The sequence below is a fragment of the Pseudomonas sp. LBUM1643 genome, from assembly GCF_059716215.1.
Genome location: NZ_CP166813.1, coordinates 1,801,651 through 1,822,049, shown reverse-complemented (window position 1 = coordinate 1,822,049; position 20,399 = coordinate 1,801,651). Strand labels below are relative to the sequence as shown.

Below are 20,399 nucleotides of genomic sequence, written 5' to 3'. Positions count from 1 at the left end.
GATGATTGATGGTGAACACAAATTTTATGTCCACTGCAGATCTCCAGTGGGAGTGAGCCTGCTCGCGATGAGGCCGGCCCGGTCAACTTGGAAACCACAGAGCTGACGCAACAACGCTGTATCCAGATGCTGCTCCACCAGATCCGCCAACCGCTCGATATCCCGCTCACGCAACCCGTGATAATCCACGTCCTGCACATCCTCCAATCCCGCCCAGCGCAGCAGCGCACTGCATGCCGCCGGTGATTCGAACAGACCATGCAGATAGGTGCCAAACACCTGCCCATCAACACTTTGCGCACCGTCGCAGCGACCATCGTCGAGCTGCACCGCAGCGTTCTCCAGCGCCGGCCCGGTGGTCACCCCGGCATGAATTTCATAACCACTGACGACAGCGTCTTCCAGCATCAGGCGCCCGCGCACATTGCGCAGCTGCTTCTCTTCTTCGAGCTGGGTTTCGAACGCCAGCAAACCCAAACCGGCACTGGAACCCGGCGCGCCTTCGAGGCCAAGCGGATCATGCACCTGCTCACCGAGCATCTGCAGGCCACCACAGATACCCAGCAATTTTCCGCCATAACGCAGATGACGGGCGATCGCGGTGTCCCAGCCATTGGCGCGCAGGAACGCGAGGTCACTGCGCACGCTTTTCGACCCAGGGAGAATAATCAGGTCAGCCGGTGGAATCGGTTGGCCGGGGCCAATGAACTGCAGATCAACTTGGGGATGCAGGCGCAGCGGGTCGAAATCAGTGTGGTTGCTGATGCGCGGCAGAACCGGCACCACGACTTTCAACACCTGCTCTGCCTTAACGGTCTGACGCTGGTCGATGCCGTCTTCGGCTTCCAGGTGCAAGTCCATCACATAGGGCAGCACGCCGATCACCGGTTTGCCAGTGCGCGCCTCCAGCCAGTCCAGACCAGGCTGCAACAACGCAATGTCACCGCGAAAGCGATTGATGATGAAGCCTTTCACCCGCGCCTGTTCACTGGCGGACAGCAGTTCCAGCGTGCCCACCAGATGCGCGAAAACGCCGCCACGGTTGATATCGGCAATCAACACCACCGGGCAATCGACCGCTTCGGCAAAGCCCATGTTGGCAATGTCGCCGGCGCGCAGATTGATCTCCGCCGGCGACCCTGCCCCTTCCACCATCACCACCGGATACGCCGCACTCAAGCGAGCATGGGAGGCCAGTACGGCTTGCATGGCGATGGCTTTGTAGTCGTGATAGGCGACGGCGTTCATGGTCGTCACCGCCCGCCCATGGATGATCACCTGGGCACCGGTGTCGCTGTTGGGTTTGAGCAGCACCGGGTTCATGTCGGTGTGGGGTTCCAGGTGGGCAGCCTGTGCCTGCACCGCCTGCGCGCGCCCGATCTCGCCGCCATCGGCAGTCACTGCACTGTTCAACGCCATGTTCTGCGGCTTGAACGGCACAACGCTTACCCCTTGGCGCACCACCCAACGACAAAGCGCCGTCACCAGGGTGCTTTTACCGGCATCGGACGTAGTGCCTTGCACCATCAGCGTGGTCATTGCGTTTCCTTGACGAAGGCTTGAAGCGATTGCTCCAGCCGGACCCAGTCTGCTTCATCGGCGGGCAAACCGAATCGCAGGCTGCTGTTGTGGGTGAACAACCGCAGCAGAATTCCGCGCCGGGCCATGAATTCATGCAGTTCTGCAGCGCGCTCGATCATCAACCACTGGAACAGTGCGCAACCGCCATGGGGCGCAAAACCATACTGTTCAAGCAATTGCGCCAGGCGTTTGCCAGCTTCGTCCGTGCGTTTACGCTGGTGAGCGTGCCCTTCGACATCCCGTAAGCACGCCTGGCCGAGCACGCGAGTCGGTCCGCTGACCGCCCACGGCCCCACTTGCTCCGCGAGTAATTTGAGCAGCTTTCGCTCAGCCAGGACGAACCCCAGCCGCACACCGGCCAGGCCGAAAAACTTGCCGAAGGAACGCAATATGATCAAACCCACTTGATGGGCATACGGTGCCAGGCTGAGCTGCGGCGTGTTGTCCATGAATGCCTCGTCCACCACCAGCCAACCACCGCGCTGTGCCAGTCGCGCGTGCCAGTCGAGCAAGCGATTCGGCGTCAGACTCAATCCTGTGGGGTTATTCGGGTTGACCACCACCAGCACATCCAGATTGTCGATATAGAAGTCGACCTCCTGTTCAAGTACCTCGCGCACGATATAGCCGCTGCGGCGCCACGCTTCGGCGTGTTCGGCGTAACAGGGCGACAGCACGCCGACCTTGCCGGAGCGACGTAAACGCGGCAGCAGCTGGATCGCCATTTGCGAGCCGGCCACCGGCAGCACTTGAACGGCCCCGTAATAATCGCAGGCGGCCTGTTCCAGACCGTCGTCAGTTTCAGGCAGACGTGCCCAGGCCTGCAAAGGGATCTCCGGGACCGGGAACGGCCAGGGTGCGAGCCCACTGGACAGGTCGAGCCAATCCGCTTCGGCGATGCCGTACTCGAGCGCCGCCTTGCGTAAACGGCCACCGTGTTCAAGCATAAAATTCAGCACCCACGCAGAGAATCAACAGCCACAACCATACCCCGCGCTGGACCAATTGCCAGCCTCGATCAATGGAGTCGGCACTCGCAGGCTCACCTTCACCCAGCGGCGGGCGCTGATGCAATTCACCGTGATAGATCGCCGCCCCGCCCAACTCGACCCCAAGCGCGCCAGCACCGGCTGCCATCACCGGACCGGCGTTCGGACTGTCCCAGGTCGGCCCTTGGGTGCGCCAGCATTTCAATGCAAGCCGGGTTTTCCCCAACAGGGCGTAAGTCAATGCCACCAGCCGTGCCGGAATGTAATTGAGCACGTCGTCTATCTTCGCCGCCGCCCAGCCAAACCGCTCGAAGCGTTCGTTGCGATAACCCCACATGGCGTCCAGGGTGTTGCTCAAACGGTAGAGCACCACGCCCGGCGCGCCGGCCACGGCAAACCAGAACAGCGCAGCAAACACCGCATCACTGCCGTTTTCCAATACGGATTCGGTCGCGGCGCGGGCGACTTCGGTTTTATCCAGTTCGCTGGTTTGGCGACTGACCAGATACCCCACGCGTTTGCGCGCCTCTTCCAGATCATCGCTGCGCAGGGCCTTGGCCACGGGCTCGACATGCTCGCCGAGACTGCGCATGCCAAGCGCGCAATAGAGCGCGAGAATCTCCACGATCCAGCCGACATAAGGCGCCCAGGAAAATGCCGTCGCCAACACGGTCAGCGGCAGCACAGCTATCACCCAGGCGGTCACGCCATGGCTACGCCAGCCGCGTCCACCACTGTTGAAACGTTGCTCGATGCGGTCGGCAAATCGGCCGAACGCCACCAGCGGATGCCAGCGTTTCGGTTCACCCAGCAGCGCATCCAGCGCCACGGCGGCGACACTCAACAACGCCACACTCATTGACTCACTCCCCACACATTTTCATACAGCAGTTCACTCAGCGGACGCGCCTGCACCCAACCTTCGAGCACCAGCATTGGCGCTGGATAAAACGCTTTCACCGGGCCCAGGCACAACACGGCAACCGGTTTGGCGCCTTCTGGCATGTCCAGCAAATCCGCCAGGGCCTGGGGTTCGAACAGCGACACCCAGCCCATGCCCAACCCTTCGGCACGAGACGCCAGCCACAGGTTCTGGATCGCGCAGGACACTGAGGCGAGGTCCATTTCCGGCAAGGTCCGACGGCCGAAAATATGCCGCTCACGATCGTCCATCAGCGCGGCAACCAGGACTTCGGCACAGTCGTTGATGCCTTCGACTTTGAGCTTCATGAATTCGTCGGTGCGCTCGCCCAGGGCTTCGGCAGTGCGAATGCGCTCTTCTTCCACCAGCGATTGAATCTGGCCACGCAAGGCCCGGTCGCTGATGCGAATGAAACGCCAAGGCTGCATCAAGCCGACACTGGGCGCCTGGTGGGCGGCCTGGAGCAAGCGTTGCAGCTGTTCGGGCTCGACGGTGCCACCGCTGAAGTGGCGCATGTCGCGGCGTTCGGCGATGGCTCGATAGACTGCATCGCGTTCGGCTTCAGAAAATGTGTTGTCGGTCATGGCCTGTTCGCTGGCAAGCCAGCTCCCACAAGGAGCAGGTGATCAACTGTGAGAGCTGCGGTGCGACGACTCGACTTGCCAGCGATGGCTACTTCACGGTCAGGCGCAAACAGTGCAGCAATCGCGGACGGATTCGACGGAAAGTAAAAATGCACGTAAGAAGCCGTCATCCGCCCCTCACGATAAACCGCCTCGGCCCCGCGCCCACCGTTCGGGCTCAGCCCACGGGCGATCGGTTGAAGCTCGGTGCTGGTCAAAGAGTGGTGATAGGTATGCCCGCGCAGTGAGCCTTCGGGCAAATCGACCGCCTGCAACGCCAGCGCCGCCAGTCGCTTTTGCATCACTGCATCTCCCGCCAACAAGCCGACCAGCTTCGCGCGCGTGCCGTCGACATCGGTCAATGAGTCGAGCAGGTACAACATGCCGCCACACTCGGCCAGCAGTGGTTTACCAGCGCTATGGTGAGCACGAATCGCATTCAGCATCGAGGTGTTCTGTGACAGTGTTACATGGTGCAATTCGGGATAACCGCCTGGCAGATACAGGCTGTCCGCGTCGGGCAAATGGGCGTCCCGGATCGGCGAGAAAAACAGCAACTCGGCACCCATGGCCCTCAGTAAATCCAGGCTCGCGCCATAGGTGAAAGCGAACGCTTCATCACGGGCCACGGCAATCCGCACGCCCGCCAGCAAGGGCTCGGCGACGATCACATCCGGCGCGGCGAATTCCACCGCCGGGGGCAACGCAACTTCGCAACTGCCAGCCAGTGCATCGGCTGCGGCATCGAGGCGCAGGTCCAGGTCGTTCAACTCACTCGCTTGCACCAGGCCGAGATGCCGGCTCGGCAATTGAATCCCGGTTTCTCTGGACAATGCGCCGTACCAACGCAACCCTTCCGTCAGGCTGCCTTCGAGCAACTGCGCATGGCGCAAGGTACCGACCCGATTGGCCAATACGCCGGCAAACGGCAAGTTTGGCTGATACCGCGCCAACCCCAACGCCAGCGCACCAAAGGTCTGCGCCATGGCCGTGCCGTCGATCACGGCCAGCACCGGCACACCGAAATGCCGCGACAGATCGGCACTGGACGGTGTGCCGTCGAACAGCCCCATGACGCCTTCAATGAGGATCAGGTCTGCCTCACCCGCGGCTTCCCACAGGAGCCGACGGCTGTCCTGCTCGCCAACCATCCACATGTCCAGTTGATAGACCGGCGAACCGCTGGCGCGCTCGAGAATCATCGGGTCCAGAAAGTCCGGACCGCATTTGAATACGCGGACCTTGCGCCCCTGATTGCGATGCAAACGGGCCAGCGCAGCGGTGACGGTGGTCTTGCCCTGACCGGAGGCCGGCGCGGCGATGAGTACCGCGGGGCAATGACGGGGTTGATTCACAATTCGACGCCTTTTTGCGCTTTGATCCCGGCCTGGAACGCATGCTTGATCACGCCCATTTCGGTCACGGTGTCAGCCAGTTCAATCATTTCCGGTTTGGCGCCGCGCCCGGTTACCACGACGTGCTGCATCGGCGGGCGGGCCTGCAAATCGCTGAGTACCTGATCGAGGTCGAGATAGCCGTGCTTGAGCGCGATGTTCAACTCGTCCAGCACCACCAGACCTATCGACGGATCGCGCAACAATTCACGAGAAACTGCCCACGCCGCTTCGGCAGCAGCAATGTCACGCTGACGGTCCTGGGTTTCCCAGGTGAAACCTTCGCCCATCACATGAAAACGCACCTGCTCCGGAAAGCGGCGGAAGAACAGTTCTTCACCGGTGCTGTTACGCCCCTTGATGAACTGCACTACACCACACTGCATACCATGCCCCATGGACCGGGCAAGCATGCCGAACGCCGAGCTGCTTTTGCCCTTGCCGTTGCCGGTGAGCACCAGCAGCAGGCCGCATTCATTCGGGGAGTTGGCGATGCGTTCGTCGATCACGGCTTTTTTGCGCAACATGCGCGCCAGGTGGCGTTCGTCGCGATCAGGGGTATCAGTCATGGGGAAGCTCTCCGTTGGGGCTGGATAACGGCGGGCAGGCACAAGAATAGACGGCAAAAAGCCTGGCATCGCCCACCGTGATGCCGCTGGATGGATCAGGCCGGTCTCCGGGCTCATGAGCGGCTTGACGCCGAACTGCGCGCCTTCCCATACCGATAATCGACACAGTGGCACAAGGCGCAGTTTTTACTCATTTACCGTTGCGGGGGCAGCGCCGGGATCGCGAAGCTTCGTGCAACAAAGCGATCACTCACCGGCTTCCCTGTTTCACTCTGTCGACGACGTCACAGAGCACCTGAAACAAGCCGCGAAGGTTAGAGGGTTGGGGGTGGAGCGTCAATTAAAGACGGGACTTGTCTGCGCGAATAACTGCCGCAGATCGTTTGATTGATTGTGCCCCGTTGAACCATCGCACATTTGCGCTTCTCTACTGATCAGGTCAATGCATTTAAAGGGAAGATCAGCATGCGCAAACCCCAGCTCGTTCTCGTCATCGCGCTCGCCGGAGGTCTCGTCGCCTGCGGTGAAACCTCCAGCCTGCAAGTCTCCGACGGCACCGGTCCGTCACCCAAGCTGCCAGAACCGAACAAGACCCTGATACCGACGGTGAACATCGCCCCGGCCGTCGGCTGGGCTGACGGTGCCAAACCGACAGCCGCGGCCGGCACGCAGGTGGCGGCATTTGCCGAAGGGCTCGATCACCCACGCTGGCTCTACGTGCTGCCCAATGGTGATGTGCTGGTGGCGGAAACCAACGCACCGCCAAAGCCCGATGATGGCAAAGGCATAAAAGGCTGGGTCATGAAGACCGTCATGGGACGCGCGGGGGCTGGCGTCCCAAGTCCAAATCGCATCACGCTGCTGCGGGACAAGGATCACGACGGCATTGCTGAAACCCGCACCGTGTTTCTGGAGAACCTGAATTCGCCCTTCGGCATGACCCTGGTCGGCAATGATCTGTATGTCGCCGACACCGACCGCTTGTTGCGTTTCCACTATGCAGACGGTGACACGGCGATCAAATCGCAACCGATCAAAGTGGTCGACTTGCCGGGTGGTACGCTGAACCATCACTGGACCAAAAACGTTATCGCCAGCAAGGATGGCAACAAGCTTTACGTCACCGTTGGCTCCAACAGCAACGTCGCGGAAAACGGAATGGACAAGGAAGAAGGCCGCGCGGCCATTTGGGAAGTGGATCGCGCGACCGGCAATCACCGAATTTTCGCTTCGGGCCTGCGCAATCCCAACGGCATGGCCTGGGAGCCGGATAGCGGCGCGTTATGGACCGCTGTCAACGAACGTGACGAAATCGGCAGTGACCTGGTGCCGGACTACATCACCTCGGTCAAGGACGGGGCCTTTTATGGCTGGCCGTTCAGCTATTACGGCCAACATGTAGACGTTCGCGTTGAGCCACAAAACCCCGACCTGGTGGCCAAGGCGATTGCTCCAGATTATGCGGTAGGCCCACACACCGCCTCCCTCGGCCTGACGTTTGCGCAAGGCAACACACTGCCAGCCCAGTTCAAGGAAGGCGCGTTCATTGGTCAGCACGGCTCATGGAATCGCAAGCCGCACAGCGGTTATAAAGTGATTTTCGTGCCGTTCAGCGCGGGCAAGCCTACCGGGCAGCCGGTCGATGTCCTGACTGGCTTCCTTAATGAAGACGAAAAAGCCATGGGCCGGCCAGTAGGCGTGGTGATCGATCAGCAGGGTGCTTTGCTGGTGGCAGATGACGTAGGGAACAAAGTGTGGCGGGTGTCGGCAGTTAAATAAGGTCAAAAAAAATCGCAGCTATCGGCAGCTTCTGGGGACGTAGGTTCGTCCATTCAGGTACTGCAGACAGCTGCGATTTTTTTTTGTCCAACCTTAATCTTTTTGGGCGCAACGGACGCCTGTTACGGATTGCGTGCCAGGTGTTCCGGCTGCAGGACTCGCTTGGCGCTCAGGTATGCCTTCTGCCAATAAGCCTTGGACAGGCTGTCCAGCTTCACCGTACCGCCAGTGGCTGGCGCATGAACGAAGCGGCCTTCACCTACATAGATCCCGGCATGGCTGACCTGGGAACCACCGTTGGTGGCGAAAAAGATCAGATCCCCGGTTTGCAGCCCTTCCTTGCCGACGCTGGCGGCTTGCATGCCGATCATCTCGCGGGTGGTACGTGGCAGGGTAATACCAGCGACATCATGGTAGACGTAGCCAATCAGTCCACTGCAATCAAACCCCGAGTCCGGCGTGTTGCCGCCCCAGCGATAAGGCGTTCCCACCAGGCCCAACGCACGAAACAGCACGTCTTCCGCCTCAGGCGAAAAAGGTTGGGCAGGACCAAATACGATGGGAGCGCGAATAACCGGTGCGGCTGGCGGTGGAGTGCGGCTGGCGCAAGCGCTGAGCAACGCTGCTAAGAGCAGGAGGGTGAGGCGGGCCGACGTCGTCATAAGCAGAACATCCTGATCTGGCTGCGGCTATTTCCACCGAAACGGCAGAAAAGAAAACCGCCTGCGCGTAACGCAGGCGGTTTGCCATCAATAATAGATCAGGATTCTAGACGCTATACGGCAAACTTCAAGTAAGACTTTAAGTTCACCTTACAAACTGTGAGCTTACTTGCGCGCCGTGACCACAGTCGGAGCCATCGCGAGTGCGCGCTTGGCTTCAATAAAGGTTTTGCTCCAGTAGCTGTCGCCCAGGCTATCAACCCGAACACCACCGCTGCGGCGGCTGCTGGAGTGGATAAACTGGTCATCGCCCAGATAGATACCGGCATGGCTGACGCGACCGCGACGACCATTGGTGGCGAAGAACAGCAGGTCACCTGGCTTGAGGTTGTTACGGGAGACCAGCGGAGCATCAACGTTGATCATTTCGCGAGTGGAGCGCGGCAGGTTCATGCCGGCCTCTTCACGAAACAGGTAGCCGATGAAACCGCTGCAATCGAAACCGGCTTCAGAGGTACCGCCAAAACGGTAACGGGTACCGATCAGGGACATGCCACGTTCGAGAATGCTGTCGGCCAGAACCGGAAGCTGGTACGACTTGCCATCAGCAAAGGTCGCCAGTTCTTTTTCGGTGGCCATCTCTTCCAGGTATTGAACGGAAGAAGCTTGGGCGGTAACAGTGTTTTTGAACTGTTGCTGCTGCTGTGACGTCTGCTCGGAAACTGGAGAGTGAGCAGCGCAACCGAACAACAGGGTAACGAGTGCGAGAGGCACGAGGGGTGCGAAGCGATTTAGCATGGGCACGACCGTGGCTGATAGTTGTAAAGAAGCCGAGACTATGCCCGCTATCATCCTCATTTGCAAATTCTATCGAACTTTATGTGACTTTTCGGTTTCGCGTTTACATCTAAGCGCTAAAGCCCCATTTAGACACTCTCGCAGCCTACAACGTGTAGGACAGCGGAATGTCTGACGCCTGAAATGTGCCCAAAGCCCTGCAGAACGGTGGTTTTACCAACCCAGAGTTTCTTTTAGAAACGGAATTGTCAGCTTGCGCTGAGCTTGAAGAGAGGCCTGATCGAGTCGCTCAAGCAGTTCGAACAACGCACTCATACTGCGGGTGCCGCGGGTCAAAATAAAATGCCCGACTTCATCCGTCAGGTGCAGGCCGCGGCGGGAAGCGCGCAGTTGCAATGCGCGCAATTTGTCTTCATCGGAGAGCGGACGCATCTGGAAGATCAAGGCCAGCGTCAGCCGGGACTTGAGATCCGCCAGCTTCACCGGCAATTCACGCGGAGACGTCGACGCGGCAATCAGCAGGCGCCGACCGCTGTCGCGCAAACGGTTGAACAAATGGAACAGCGCCTCTTCCCAATCGGCACGCCCGGCGACCGCCTGCAAATCATCGAGGCAGACCAGTTCGTATTGTTCGAGGTTATCGAGGATTTCGATGCCGCGATCCAGCAGCTCTGCCAACGGCAGATACACCGCCGGCTCGCCCAACTGTTCGAAGCGCAAACAGGCTGCTTGCAACAGGTGCGTACGCCCTACCCCGTCCTTGCCCCACAGATAAATCAGGCTTTCAGTCCAGCCGGCGTCGGCTTCGCAGAGCCGCTCGACATAGCCGAGTGCAGCGGCATTGGCGCCTGGGTAGTAATTGATAAAGGTGGCGTCATCACGCAGACGCACACCTAGGGGCAGCTGAATCGGTTTCATGCTGACTGAACAGTTCCGAGGGAACCGTTAGTGGCCTCTATGTAAAGTTTGCGAAGTTTATACCCGTGACGCGGGCCGCACAATGCGACAGACCACAAGCAAAATCAAAGGTTTGCGTTAACGCACTGGTTTTATGACAGTTTCTTTGGCGGTGAATGCGACAGCCACCCAGCGAATGCACACCCGCCCGGCACGTGACCGGGCGAGTGGTGATGAACCATACGTGAGCGTTAAAGCTCGGGTTCGTCCTCGCCGCTGTAGATTTCTGAATCCTTATACAAATCATGCATATGGCGCACAAGCACCATGATCACCGCAGCCACCGGCAACGCCAGCAGAATGCCGGTGAAACCGAACAGTTCACCCCCCGCCAGAATCGCAAAAATCACCGCAACCGGGTGCAGGCCGATTCGGTCCCCCACCAGCAACGGTGTCAGCACCATACCTTCCAGCGCTTGACCCACCATGAACACCGCGACGATGCCGATCATGGGATACAGGTCACCTCCGAACTGGAACAAGCCCGCGACCAACGCCGCACCGATCCCGATGACAAACCCCATGTAAGGCACGATGGCGGCGAGGCCGGCAATCAGACCGATCAACAACCCCAACTCAAGACCGATCAGCATCAAGCCCGCGGCATAGATAACGCCCAGCGCCACCATGACCAGCAATTGCCCACGCACGAACGCCCCCAGGACTTCGTGGCATTCGCCTGCCAGGGTCACGATGCGTTCTTCACGATCTCGCGGCAGCAGGCTGCGGATCTTGGCCATCATGAGGTCCCAGTCCCGCAGCAGGTAGAAACTCACCACAGGAATCAGCACCAGATTCGCCAGCCAGCCGATCACCGCGAGGCTCGAGGCTGTCGCCTGACTCAACACCACGCCAACAATGTCAGTGGTCTGGCCCATATGCTCGCTGATCGCAGCTTTGAGCTTGTCGAACTTCCAGAAGCCGTCAGACAAGCCAAACTTCGATTGCGCCCAGGGCAATGCTGTGTGCTGCAGCCAGTCGAGCATCTGCGGCGCCAACTCGTACAAGCGGAACAGTTGCTTGGCGAGCATTGGCACCAACACCAGCAACAGTGTGGTGAAGATCAACGTGAACAACGCGAACACCGCCACCACGCCCCAGGTTCGGGACAGGCCAGCCTTCTCCAGTCGATCCACCAGGGGATCGAACAGATAGGCCAGCAGCAGCGCTACCAGAAATGGCGTCAGGATCGGATGCAAGAGCCAGACAAACGCGCAGAGCAGGACAACCCCACCCAACCAGAACCAACGCCGCGTATCGGCCATGAACCACTCCTGCTTGCTTCTATATAAGGAAAAGGAAAGAAAAACTACCAGCGAAAACGCAACTGCGGTGTTGGTGCCGGGATGGGTGCTGCCGCAGGGGCGGAACCCTCGACGGCAGGTTGTACCGGTGGGACTGGAGCGGGTGCTTCACCGGCCGGAAGTTCCTGCAATTTCGCCAGGGACAACTGAGCCTTCAACTGCTCGGCGCTACCTTTGACCCGATAGAGAATCCGGTCGCCATCCACACTCTGCAGACGCATGCCGAAGGGCTCCAGCAACCGCCCGAGCGCCGCATAGCGCTCCAGATTCATGCCCTGTACTTCCAGCAGTTGCTCGCCCGAAGCCCCCGGCTTGACGACAAATCGCGGCGCAAGGCGTTCATTGACCGCCAGCATCACAGCGTCAGCCACTGCGGCCTGATCGGCGCCCTGTACGCTGCCCGCTTCTTTTTTGTCGCCCATCCACAAATTCCACTTGGCCTGCCATTGGCCGCCTTCTTCCCGCGCATGCACCGCGAGCAACGCATCCGCGTTGTAACGTTCCGATGCACCACGCAGGGGTGCCGCATCTGTGCCCTCAAGATTCGGCGCTGTAGCGACCAGCTGCTCACTCAGGTCCGCCAACGGCAAACGCAACGGCAGACCGCGATGCTGTGCCGCACGACGCAGTGGCACGGCGGCGGCCTGGCCATCACCGACCAGACTCGAACCCTCGGTGGCATCGTTCAACCACCAACCCAGGATCGAGGGTCGATTGGCGCCCCACAACGACAGGCCCGCGCGACGCAATGCCTGCTCGGTGGTCGCCGGGTCAAAATCAACCTTGAGCACTTCCGGCGGTCCAGCCTCGAAACCGTACTGACTGATGATTTGCTGAGGGTCCTTGCGGATGGCCGCCAACCCCGGGTTCTGCGCAGCCTTGGGATCACCCGTCAGGCGCAACACCAGGGTATCCAGTGCCTCCTGAGTCGCCTGATCACGGATTTCAGGCGATTGACCACTGACCGGCTGGCGAACCTGATAAAGACTTTTCAGGGTTTCGGCATGACTCGCCAGGCTGAACAAAGACAAACAGCCTGCAAGCAAAAATTTCGAAAAAGAACGCATGGAAGATTCCTGACGACGAGAGCGGCTGGAACAGGCCGCGTGAACCGAATGAGCAAGGCTGTGACCACGCTCCCCGACAAAACATTCACCCGACCCCGGGATGTTTTTGCACTGTCATAACGATAGACGGTTAATAGCGATACCTTATACAGCCATGAAGGATGCGACCAAAACGAGATATGACGGTTTTTTTTGGCTGATATGCCCCTGCCGTCGGCCTGAGGATGGCCGCTGCCCCTCAAGCCTGATAAAATCGCGCGCCTTCGCAGACCGGCAACAGCCGGGCCCACTGAAATTCGCGAACGGCACTCGCCTTCGTCTGTTTCTGCGGTCCCGCTGGACTCGGTCGTTACCCCTGAATCCCCCCTAAAGGCCTGGATCATGAGCAAGCAACCCTCCCTGAGCTACAAGGACGCCGGTGTAGACATCGACGCCGGTGAAGCATTGGTCGAACGCATCAAGAGCGTCGCCAAGCGCACTGCGCGCCCGGAAGTCATGGGCGGCCTGGGCGGTTTCGGCGCCCTCTGCGAAATCCCGGCCGGCTACAAGCAGCCTGTTCTGGTTTCCGGCACTGACGGCGTCGGCACCAAGCTGCGTCTGGCGCTGAACCTGAACAAGCACGACAGCATCGGCATCGACCTGGTCGCCATGTGCGTCAACGACCTGGTGGTGTGCGGCGCCGAGCCGCTGTTCTTCCTCGACTACTATGCCACCGGCAAACTGAACGTCGAAACCGCGACCCAGGTTGTCACGGGTATCGGCGCTGGCTGCGAACTGTCCGGCTGCTCCCTGGTCGGCGGCGAAACTGCTGAAATGCCTGGCATGTACGAAGGCGAAGACTACGACCTGGCCGGCTTCTGCGTCGGCGTCGTGGAAAAATCCGAAATCATCGACGGCTCGAAAGTCGCTGCCGGCGATGCCCTGCTCGCGCTGCCTTCTTCCGGCCCGCACTCCAACGGCTACTCGCTGATCCGCAAGATCATCGAAGTGTCGGGTGCAGACATCGAAAACATCCAGCTCGACGGCAAACCGCTGACCGACCTGCTGATGGCCCCGACCCGCATCTACGTCAAGCCGTTGCTCAAGCTGATCAAGGACACCGGCGCGGTCAAAGCCATGGCCCACATCACCGGTGGTGGCCTGCTGGACAACATTCCGCGCGTTCTGCCAAAAGGCGCTCAAGCCGTGGTTGACGTGGCGAGCTGGACCCGCCCTGCCGTGTTCGACTGGCTGCAGGAAAAAGGCAACGTCGACGAAAACGAAATGCACCGCGTGCTGAATTGCGGCGTTGGCATGGTGATCTGCGTTGCTCAAGAGCACGTAGAAAACGCGCTGAACGTTTTGCGTGAAGCCGGCGAGCAGCCTTGGGTTATCGGCCAGATCTCCACCGCTGCCGAAGGCGCGGCTCAGGTTGAACTGAAGAACCTCAAGGCTCATTGATGTCCCAGACCTGTGATGTGGTGGTGCTGCTGTCCGGCACCGGCAGTAACTTGCAGGCCTTGATCGACAGCACACGGACCGGCGACAGCCCGGTCCGTATCGCTGCGGTGATTTCCAACCGCGCCGACGCGTACGGCCTGCAACGCGCCAGGGATGCGGGTATCGACACCCGCTCCCTGGATCACAAGGCTTTCGAGGGCCGCGAAGCCTTCGATGCCGCGCTGATCGAACTGATCGACGCCTTCAACCCAAAACTCGTGGTACTGGCCGGTTTCATGCGCATTCTCAGCGCTGATTTTGTCCGCCACTACGCGGGTCGACTGCTCAATATCCATCCCTCGCTGCTGCCCAAATACAAAGGGTTACACACCCATCAGCGCGCGCTGGAAGCCGGCGATACCGAACACGGCTGCTCCGTGCACTTTGTCACCGAGGAACTCGATGGCGGACCACTGGTCGTACAGGCAGTAATACCGGTAGAGTTACACGATTCGCCGCAGAGTCTTGCGCAGCGGGTCCATACCCAGGAACACCTGATCTACCCGATGGCCGTACGCTGGTTTGCCGAAGGTCGTTTATCTCTCGGCGAGCAAGGTGCTTTACTGGACGGGCAGCTGCTCGCAGCCAGCGGCCACTTGATTCGAACCTAGGAGATATTATGCGTCGCGCCCTGCTCTTCGCTTGCGCTCTGCTCGCCCTGCCGTTTGCGCAGGCTGCAGAACTTCAACCTTTCTCCGCCAGCTACACCGCCGACTGGAAGCAGCTTCCCATGAGCGGCACGGCGTCACGCAGCCTGACCAAGGAAGCCAACGGCGTCTGGAAGCTCAGTTTCAAAGCTTCGATGATGATCGCCAGCCTGTCCGAAGAAAGCACCCTGACGCTGGACAAGGACACCCTGCTCCCGCAGTCCTACCACTTCGAACGTGGTGGACTGGGCAAGGCCAAGAAGGCTGACCTGGATTTTGACTGGACCACCAAAATGGTCACAGGCACCGATCGTGGTGACCCGGTCAAGCTACCGCTCAACCGCGGCATGGTCGACAAGTCCACGTATCAGCTGGCGCTGCAGCATGACGTCGCTGCCGGCAAGAAAAGCATGAGCTATCAGGTTGTCGATGATGGCGAAGTCGATACCTACGACTTCCGCGTGCTGGGCTCGGAAAAAGTCGACACCAAGGCCGGTCAGATCGATGCGATCAAGGTTGAACGCGTACGTGATCCGACACAAAGCAAGCGCATCACCGTGCTGTGGTTCGCCAAGGATTGGGATTACCTGCTGGTTCGCCTGCAACAGGTTGAAACCGACGGCAAGGAGTACAACATCATGCTCCTCGACGGTACCGTCAATGGTAAGGCTGTCAAAGGCAGCTAAGCCGAGTCGACGAGAAAAGCCCCGCCAATGCGGGGCTTTTTTTTGCCTGTTGCCATTCGATCCCGGAATAACCCCCTGTAACCTCACTCCTGTAGGAGCTGTCGAGTGCAACGAGGCTGCGATCTTTTGATCTTTAAAAACAAAATCAAAAGATCGCAGCCTCGTTGCACTCGACAGCTCCTACAAGGGCGGCGAGGGAATGCTGTTATCGAGGAACCGTTCGCGGCAGGATTGCCAGGAAATTATCCCGTGCGACCTTTCTGGCGACGCCTTCCGGCAACGCATCGAGAAACGGATCAAAGCTGCGCATTTCCTTGCCGAGCTTGTTGAAACGTCCTACCACGTCAGAGCCAAGCATGAAGCGCTCCGGGAAGCGCTCCACCAGCTTCAACCATGCCTCCCGAGGCTTGCCCTTCTCATCCAGCAAATAAGGTGTGAGCACGCTCCACGACAGGTCTATAAACAGATTGGGGTACTTTTCCAGCATCCGTGTCAGGGTCGGCAGTAGAAAATCCAGCTGGACCTGGTGCCGATGGATTTCCGCGCTGGTGCCCGCATGAGCCCAGATGAACCGGGTATGCGGATGGTTGCGCAACGGTTCTTCGATTTCTGACAGATACAACGGATTTCTCTCACGCTTGGACGTGATGTTGGAATGCACCATCACCGGCAGGTCGTTCTCCGCGGCCAGGTGATAGATTCGTGTCATGGCTTCGTTGTTCGCACGAGGCGTGTCGCCGGACGTCAGCGCCGTCAGGTCATCGTGCCGGGTGAATACTTCGCCGATGCCCTGCCACAAGCCTGGATTGAGATCGAGCATGCGCTGAATGTGCGCGGCGGAGTTTTTATCGTTGGGATTGAAGCCAGACAGGAACGGATGAAAGTGCTGGCGCTGTTCGGCCGTCAGTTTGTTCACTGCTGCGGCGACGATCACGTCAGTGGCGCTGTACCAGTAAGCATCGGCGTCATCACCTGCGTAATAGCGCGGGCGTTTCGGCTCGTCTTCGTGCCATTTCTTGGCGACGGGGATGCCGGAAATCATCACATGCTCAATTCGATTATCCGACATGGCCTTCAGCAATTTCGGCATGCCCGCCGTTTCCTGGAAAAAATCCACGTAATGCAGATGCGCATCGCTGTAGGCATATTCGCGCGCATTGGCCCCCGCACTTGAAATAGCCAACAGGCAAGCAACGCTGAGTCGAAACAAATGCACGGGCGATCTCCAGAAGGCAGGAACAGCGTAGACCCCGTCGCGCGGTTCGAGGTTCATCTGACAGGAAAGTGGAACGCGCACCTGTAAGAATGCTCTATAACTTCAAGGTCTTTTGATCGAATGACTTTCCCACTGCCTACGAGGTTTCCCATGACAGTTACCGTTAACACTGTATCCGCCGAAGGTTTCCGTCACAGTGTACAAATCGATGAACACGAGTTATTTGCCGATGTACCCACGTCTGCCGGCGGCGAAGGCTCGGCGCCGGAACCGCACGATTATTTCGACGCTGCCCTGGGCGCCTGCAAAGCCCTGACCTTGAAGATGTACGCCAAAAAGAAAGACATTCCGCTGACCGGCGTTACGGTCGAGGTCAAACGCGACAACAGCGAAGAACAAAAAGGCAAATACGCCTTGCACGTCAAATTGACTCTCAAAGGTGTGCTCACTGATGCACAGCGTGATGAACTGCACCGGGTGGCTGATCGTTGCCCGATCCACAAGCTCATGACCACCACTGACGTCAGTATCGAAACTCACCTGTCAGAAGGCGCATTCAGCCAGTAACAGCAAAGGCTGAGCGAGCGGGTTATGCTCTTCGCGTCACCCGCTCAGCCTGGAATGCACGATGAATACTCCGCTTGTGATTCGCCCTCGCGCCGAAGATGTCGAAGGCCAACCGATTCTGCGCCCACTGCCCTCCGCGAAATGCCGCAGCGTCGGGCCCTTTGTATTTTTCGACCACATGCTTGAAACGGTTTACCAACCGGGTAAAGGCATGAACATCCGCCAGCATCCACACATCGGCTTATCCACCCTCACCTATCTGTTCCAGGGGCAAATCCAGCACAAAGACAGTCTCGGTTCCGACCAGGTTGTCGCGGCTGGCGATGTCAGCTGGATGACCGCGGGCAGCGCCATTGCCCACGTCGAGCGTACCCCTGAAGCATTGAGGGAAAGCGGCTTCACGATGCACGGCCTGCAGATCTGGCTCGCATCTCCCAAGGCTCACGAGCAGGGGCCGGGGCATTACAGCCATCACCCGGCTGCTACCTTGCCGGTCAGCGATAACCTGGGGGTGAAAATCAGGATGATTGCGGGAACAGGTTTTTGCCTGGAATCGCCGGTACCCGTGCTTTCTCCTACGCTGTATGCCGAATTGAACCTTCAGACAGCTACGACCTTGCTGATTCCGACAGAGCATGAAGAACGCGCTTTATACGTATTGAGCGGCGATGCCTATCTGGACGGTGAGCGTCTGGAGTTGAATTCATTGGTGGTGCTACCTGCGGGAGAAGAGCTGACACTATTCGCCGAGAGCGACTGTCATGCGGTGTTGTTCGGCGGCGCCCCACTGGATGGGCCACGCAGGATCAACTGGAATTTTGTGGCGAGCGACCCGGCGGCAATAGACGAAGCGCGGCGACGCTGGGCGGCCGGAGAGTGGCCGACAGTGCCGGGGGAAAGTGAGCGGATCGAACTACCGAAACACCGAAGCGAACCAACGCCCTTGTGAAGTCCCCATAAATCGACACAGCCCCTGTAGCAGCTGCCGAGCCTGCGAGGCTGCGTCGGCTCCGGGGTCGCGCTCGACCGGAGCAGTCGTAAAATCAGGCAGCGCGGATTTTTAATAAGACCTCGCGTACAGGTTTTACGACTGCTACGGTCGAGCGCGACCCCGGAGCCGACGCAGCCTCGCAGGCTCGGCAGCTGCTACAAAGTGACCGACATAAAAAAACCCGCCGAAGCGGGTTTTTTTACAACGCGATCAAGCCGACAGTTCAACCAACAGCTTGTTGAGACGGCGCACGTAAGCGGCCGGATCCTTCAAGCTGTCGCCGGCTGCCAGGGCCGCCTGATCGAACAGAATGTGCGATAGATCGCCGAAGCGCTCGTCGCTCTGCTCATTGTCGAGTTTCTCGATCAACGGGTGAGCCGGGTTGAATTCGAAGATCGGCTTCGAATCCGGAACCTTCTGCCCACTGGCTTCCAGAATCTGACGCATCTGCAGGCCCAGGTCCTGCTCGCCGATGGCCAGAATCGCCGGAGAATCGGTCAGGCGATGGGAAACCCGCACTTCAGCAACCGAGTCACCCAGTGCCGATTTCAGACGCTCAACCAGACCTTCTTTGGACTTGGCGACTTCTTCAGCGGCCTTCTTGTCCTCTTCCGAGTCCAGATTGCCGAGATCCAGGTCACCACGTGCCACGTCGACAAAGGTCTTGCCGTCGAAGTCGCTGAGGTAGCTCATCAGCCACTCGTCGATGCGATCGGTCAACAGCAGCACTTCGATGCCTTTCTTGCGGAAGACTTCCAGGTGCGGGCTGTTTTTGACTTGTGCGTAGGTTTCGCCGGTCAGGTAGTAGATCTTGTCCTGACCTTCCTTGGCGCGAGCCAGGTATTCAGCCAGGGAAACCACTTGCTCGCCTTCTTCACCCTGAGTGGATGCAAAACGCAGCAGGCCTGCAATTTTCTCTTTGTTGGCGAAGTCTTCTGCCGGGCCTTCTTTCATGACCTGACCGAAGTTCTTCCAGAAACCCTTGTATTGCTCAGGATCGTTTTTCGCCAGTTTTTCCAGCATGTCCAGAACGCGCTTGGTCAGCGCCGACTTCATGGAGTCGATGATCGGGTCTTTCTGCAGGATTTCCCGCGACACGTTCAGCGACAGATCATTGGAATCGACCACGCCTTTGATGAAGCGCAGGTACAACGGAAGGAACGACTCAGCCTGATCCATGACGAACACGCGCTGCACATACAGCTTCAGGCCTTTCGGCGCTTCACGCTGGTACAGGTCGAACGGAGCACGGGCCGGTACATAAAGCAACGAGCTGTATTCCAGCTTGCCTTCGACCTTGTTGTGGCTCCAGCTCAGCGGATTCTCGAAATCATGAGCAATGTGCTTGTAGAACTCCTGGTATTCCTCGTCCTTCACTTCGTTGCGAGGGCGAGTCCACAGGGCGCTGGCGCGGTTGACGGTTTCCCACTCAACGGCCGGAGCCTCCTCACCTTCAACAGCTGCCACTTCTTTTGGCAACTCGATCGGCAAGGCAATGTGATCGGAGTACTTCTTGATGATGTTGCGCAAACGCCAGCCATCGGCGAATTCGTCTTCACCGGATTTCAGGTGCAGGACGATGCGAGTACCACGGTCAGCCTTTTCGATGGTGGCAACTTCAAAGTCACCTTCGCCCTTGGACGACCAATGCACGCCTTCGCTGGCAGCATCACCGGCACGACGGCTGAACACGTCAACCTTATCGGCGACGATGAATGCAGAGTAGAAACCAACACCAAATTGACCAATCAGGTGCGAATCTTTCTTCTGATCGCCCGACAGGTGCTTCATGAAGTCAGCGGTGCCGGACTTGGCGATGGTGCCCAGGTGAGCAATCGCCTCTTCGCGGTTCAGACCGATACCGTTGTCTTCGAGCGTGACGGTCTTAGCGTCCTTGTCGAAGCTCACACGGATTTTAAGTTCCGCGCCGCCTTCCAGCAGCTCTGGCTTGGCCAGGGCTTCAAAACGTAATTTGTCGACAGCGTCAGAGGCGTTCGAGATCAATTCGCGAAGGAAAATTTCCTTGTTGGAATACAGCGAATGGATCATGAGGTGCAGCAGCTGCTTCACCTCGGTCTGGAAGCCCAGGGTTTCCTTTTGAGTTTCCACACTCATGGTCATCAAACTCCAATCAGATGGCAGTGGCCGTGACCTTCAGGGTCGACGGC

The 20,399-nt window shown here is 58.9% G+C and carries 19 protein-coding genes and 1 riboswitch; of the genes, 6 read left to right on the top strand and 13 right to left on the bottom strand.

Annotated features, from left to right (window positions below):
* Positions 1 to 24: 24 nt before the first annotated feature.
* The 6 genes from ACA063_RS08205 to cobO are packed head-to-tail and all read right to left on the bottom strand — an operon-like array spanning position 25 to position 6,078.
* Positions 25 to 1,539 (bottom strand): cobyric acid synthase, encoded by a 1,515-nt coding sequence (locus ACA063_RS08205; protein WP_497665443.1) that lies wholly within the window; start codon positions 1,537 to 1,539, stop codon positions 25 to 27.
* Entirely contained in the window at positions 1,536 to 2,528 is a 993-nt protein-coding gene (cobD, locus tag ACA063_RS08200) for a threonine-phosphate decarboxylase CobD (protein WP_497665442.1), read from the bottom strand. The genes ACA063_RS08205 and cobD overlap by 4 nt, the downstream gene beginning before the upstream one ends.
* Positions 2,521 to 3,429, bottom strand: coding sequence for an adenosylcobinamide-phosphate synthase CbiB (cbiB, locus tag ACA063_RS08195; protein ID WP_497665441.1), 909 nt, complete (start codon positions 3,427 to 3,429; stop codon positions 2,521 to 2,523). Before cbiB ends, cobD begins: the two co-directional genes overlap by 8 nt.
* Positions 3,426 to 4,076 (bottom strand): 5,6-dimethylbenzimidazole synthase, encoded by a 651-nt coding sequence (gene bluB, locus ACA063_RS08190; protein WP_497665440.1) that lies wholly within the window; start codon positions 4,074 to 4,076, stop codon positions 3,426 to 3,428. The genes cbiB and bluB overlap by 4 nt, the downstream gene beginning before the upstream one ends.
* Entirely contained in the window at positions 4,073 to 5,470 is a 1,398-nt protein-coding gene (locus ACA063_RS08185; protein ID WP_497665439.1) for a cobyrinic acid a,c-diamide synthase CobB, read from the bottom strand. Before ACA063_RS08185 ends, bluB begins: the two co-directional genes overlap by 4 nt.
* Positions 5,467 to 6,078 carry a cob(I)yrinic acid a,c-diamide adenosyltransferase gene (gene cobO, locus ACA063_RS08180; RefSeq protein WP_074874701.1) on the bottom strand — a complete coding sequence of 204 codons (612 nt, stop codon included), beginning with the start codon at positions 6,076 to 6,078 and terminating at the stop codon, positions 5,467 to 5,469. Before cobO ends, ACA063_RS08185 begins: the two co-directional genes overlap by 4 nt.
* 81 nt (positions 6,079 to 6,159) lie before the next feature.
* Positions 6,160 to 6,392: riboswitch (cobalamin riboswitch) on the bottom strand.
* 151 nt (positions 6,393 to 6,543) lie between these two features.
* On the opposite strand from cobO, the gene ACA063_RS08175 reads away from it, so the two are divergent.
* On the top strand, positions 6,544 to 7,857 hold the full coding sequence (locus ACA063_RS08175) for a PQQ-dependent sugar dehydrogenase (protein ID WP_497665438.1): 1,314 nt from the start codon (positions 6,544 to 6,546) through the stop codon (positions 7,855 to 7,857).
* Between the two features lie 122 nt (positions 7,858 to 7,979).
* Here the strand turns inward: ACA063_RS08175 and ACA063_RS08170 are convergent, their stop codons facing one another.
* From ACA063_RS08170 to ACA063_RS08150, 5 genes are all read right to left on the bottom strand, one after another.
* Positions 7,980 to 8,519: a C40 family peptidase gene (locus ACA063_RS08170; protein WP_497665437.1), complete on the bottom strand. Its 540-nt coding sequence runs from the start codon at positions 8,517 to 8,519 to the stop codon at positions 7,980 to 7,982.
* Positions 8,520 to 8,684: 165 nt separating this feature from the next.
* On the bottom strand, positions 8,685 to 9,317 hold the full coding sequence (locus ACA063_RS08165) for a C40 family peptidase (RefSeq protein ID WP_497665436.1): 633 nt from the start codon (positions 9,315 to 9,317) through the stop codon (positions 8,685 to 8,687).
* Positions 9,318 to 9,530: 213 nt separating this feature from the next.
* Entirely contained in the window at positions 9,531 to 10,235 is a 705-nt protein-coding gene (gene hda / locus ACA063_RS08160; RefSeq protein WP_008033543.1) for a DnaA regulatory inactivator Hda, read from the bottom strand.
* Between the two features lie 230 nt (positions 10,236 to 10,465).
* Positions 10,466 to 11,539, bottom strand: coding sequence for an AI-2E family transporter (locus ACA063_RS08155; protein ID WP_497665435.1), 1,074 nt, complete (start codon positions 11,537 to 11,539; stop codon positions 10,466 to 10,468).
* Between the two features lie 44 nt (positions 11,540 to 11,583).
* Positions 11,584 to 12,645 carry a DUF2066 domain-containing protein gene (locus tag ACA063_RS08150; protein WP_497665434.1) on the bottom strand — a complete coding sequence of 354 codons (1,062 nt, stop codon included), beginning with the start codon at positions 12,643 to 12,645 and terminating at the stop codon, positions 11,584 to 11,586.
* A 381-nt stretch (positions 12,646 to 13,026) separates the two neighbouring features.
* On the opposite strand from ACA063_RS08150, the gene purM reads away from it, so the two are divergent.
* The 3 genes from purM to ACA063_RS08135 are packed head-to-tail and all read left to right on the top strand — an operon-like array spanning position 13,027 to position 15,457.
* On the top strand, positions 13,027 to 14,085 hold the full coding sequence (gene purM / locus ACA063_RS08145) for a phosphoribosylformylglycinamidine cyclo-ligase (RefSeq protein ID WP_497665433.1): 1,059 nt from the start codon (positions 13,027 to 13,029) through the stop codon (positions 14,083 to 14,085).
* Complete coding sequence (gene purN, locus ACA063_RS08140; protein WP_497665432.1) at positions 14,085 to 14,735, top strand: phosphoribosylglycinamide formyltransferase; 651 nt, start codon at positions 14,085 to 14,087, stop codon at positions 14,733 to 14,735. Before purM ends, purN begins: the two co-directional genes overlap by 1 nt.
* 8 nt (positions 14,736 to 14,743) lie before the next feature.
* The gene (locus ACA063_RS08135) at positions 14,744 to 15,457 is read left to right on the top strand and encodes a DUF3108 domain-containing protein (RefSeq protein WP_162436070.1); all 714 of its coding nucleotides are present in this window, start codon (positions 14,744 to 14,746) and stop codon (positions 15,455 to 15,457) included.
* Between the two features lie 205 nt (positions 15,458 to 15,662).
* On the opposite strand, the gene ACA063_RS08130 is transcribed toward ACA063_RS08135, so the two are convergent.
* On the bottom strand, positions 15,663 to 16,673 hold the full coding sequence (locus ACA063_RS08130; protein ID WP_497665431.1) for an amidohydrolase family protein: 1,011 nt from the start codon (positions 16,671 to 16,673) through the stop codon (positions 15,663 to 15,665).
* Between the two features lie 150 nt (positions 16,674 to 16,823).
* Between ACA063_RS08130 and ACA063_RS08125 the strand changes: the two genes are divergently transcribed.
* The gene (locus ACA063_RS08125) at positions 16,824 to 17,240 is read left to right on the top strand and encodes an OsmC family protein (RefSeq protein ID WP_497665430.1); all 417 of its coding nucleotides are present in this window, start codon (positions 16,824 to 16,826) and stop codon (positions 17,238 to 17,240) included.
* A 61-nt stretch (positions 17,241 to 17,301) separates the two neighbouring features.
* Positions 17,302 to 18,189, top strand: a complete 888-nt coding sequence (locus ACA063_RS08120) for a pirin family protein (RefSeq protein WP_497665429.1) — start codon at positions 17,302 to 17,304, stop codon at positions 18,187 to 18,189.
* 252 nt (positions 18,190 to 18,441) lie between these two features.
* Here the strand turns inward: ACA063_RS08120 and htpG are convergent, their stop codons facing one another.
* Positions 18,442 to 20,346, bottom strand: a complete 1,905-nt coding sequence (htpG, locus tag ACA063_RS08115) for a molecular chaperone HtpG (RefSeq protein WP_497665428.1) — start codon at positions 20,344 to 20,346, stop codon at positions 18,442 to 18,444.
* Positions 20,347 to 20,399: the final 53 nt, after the last annotated feature.

Bases quoted from the DNA above. Each gene is read 5' to 3' on its own strand.
- purM (WP_497665433.1), top strand. From the start codon at position 13,027: ATGAGCAAGCAACCCTCCCTGAGCTACAAGGACGCCGGTGTAGACATC.
- ACA063_RS08135 (WP_162436070.1), top strand. From the start codon at position 14,744: ATGCGTCGCGCCCTGCTCTTCGCTTGCGCTCTGCTCGCCCTGCCGTTT.
- hda (WP_008033543.1), bottom strand. From the start codon at position 10,235: ATGAAACCGATTCAGCTGCCCCTAGGTGTGCGTCTGCGTGATGACGCC.
- ACA063_RS08150 (WP_497665434.1), bottom strand. From the start codon at position 12,645: ATGCGTTCTTTTTCGAAATTTTTGCTTGCAGGCTGTTTGTCTTTGTTC.
- cobD (WP_497665442.1), bottom strand. From the start codon at position 2,528: ATGCTTGAACACGGTGGCCGTTTACGCAAGGCGGCGCTCGAGTACGGC.
- ACA063_RS08175 (WP_497665438.1), top strand. From the start codon at position 6,544: ATGCGCAAACCCCAGCTCGTTCTCGTCATCGCGCTCGCCGGAGGTCTC.
- ACA063_RS08165 (WP_497665436.1), bottom strand. From the start codon at position 9,317: ATGCTAAATCGCTTCGCACCCCTCGTGCCTCTCGCACTCGTTACCCTG.
- ACA063_RS08120 (WP_497665429.1), top strand. From the start codon at position 17,302: ATGAATACTCCGCTTGTGATTCGCCCTCGCGCCGAAGATGTCGAAGGC.
- htpG (WP_497665428.1), bottom strand. From the start codon at position 20,346: ATGAGTGTGGAAACTCAAAAGGAAACCCTGGGCTTCCAGACCGAGGTG.
- cobO (WP_074874701.1), bottom strand. From the start codon at position 6,078: ATGACTGATACCCCTGATCGCGACGAACGCCACCTGGCGCGCATGTTG.
- bluB (WP_497665440.1), bottom strand. From the start codon at position 4,076: ATGACCGACAACACATTTTCTGAAGCCGAACGCGATGCAGTCTATCGA.
- ACA063_RS08125 (WP_497665430.1), top strand. From the start codon at position 16,824: ATGACAGTTACCGTTAACACTGTATCCGCCGAAGGTTTCCGTCACAGT.
- ACA063_RS08170 (WP_497665437.1), bottom strand. From the start codon at position 8,519: ATGACGACGTCGGCCCGCCTCACCCTCCTGCTCTTAGCAGCGTTGCTC.
- ACA063_RS08205 (WP_497665443.1), bottom strand. From the start codon at position 1,539: ATGACCACGCTGATGGTGCAAGGCACTACGTCCGATGCCGGTAAAAGC.
- purN (WP_497665432.1), top strand. From the start codon at position 14,085: ATGTCCCAGACCTGTGATGTGGTGGTGCTGCTGTCCGGCACCGGCAGT.
- cbiB (WP_497665441.1), bottom strand. From the start codon at position 3,429: ATGAGTGTGGCGTTGTTGAGTGTCGCCGCCGTGGCGCTGGATGCGCTG.
- ACA063_RS08155 (WP_497665435.1), bottom strand. From the start codon at position 11,539: ATGGCCGATACGCGGCGTTGGTTCTGGTTGGGTGGGGTTGTCCTGCTC.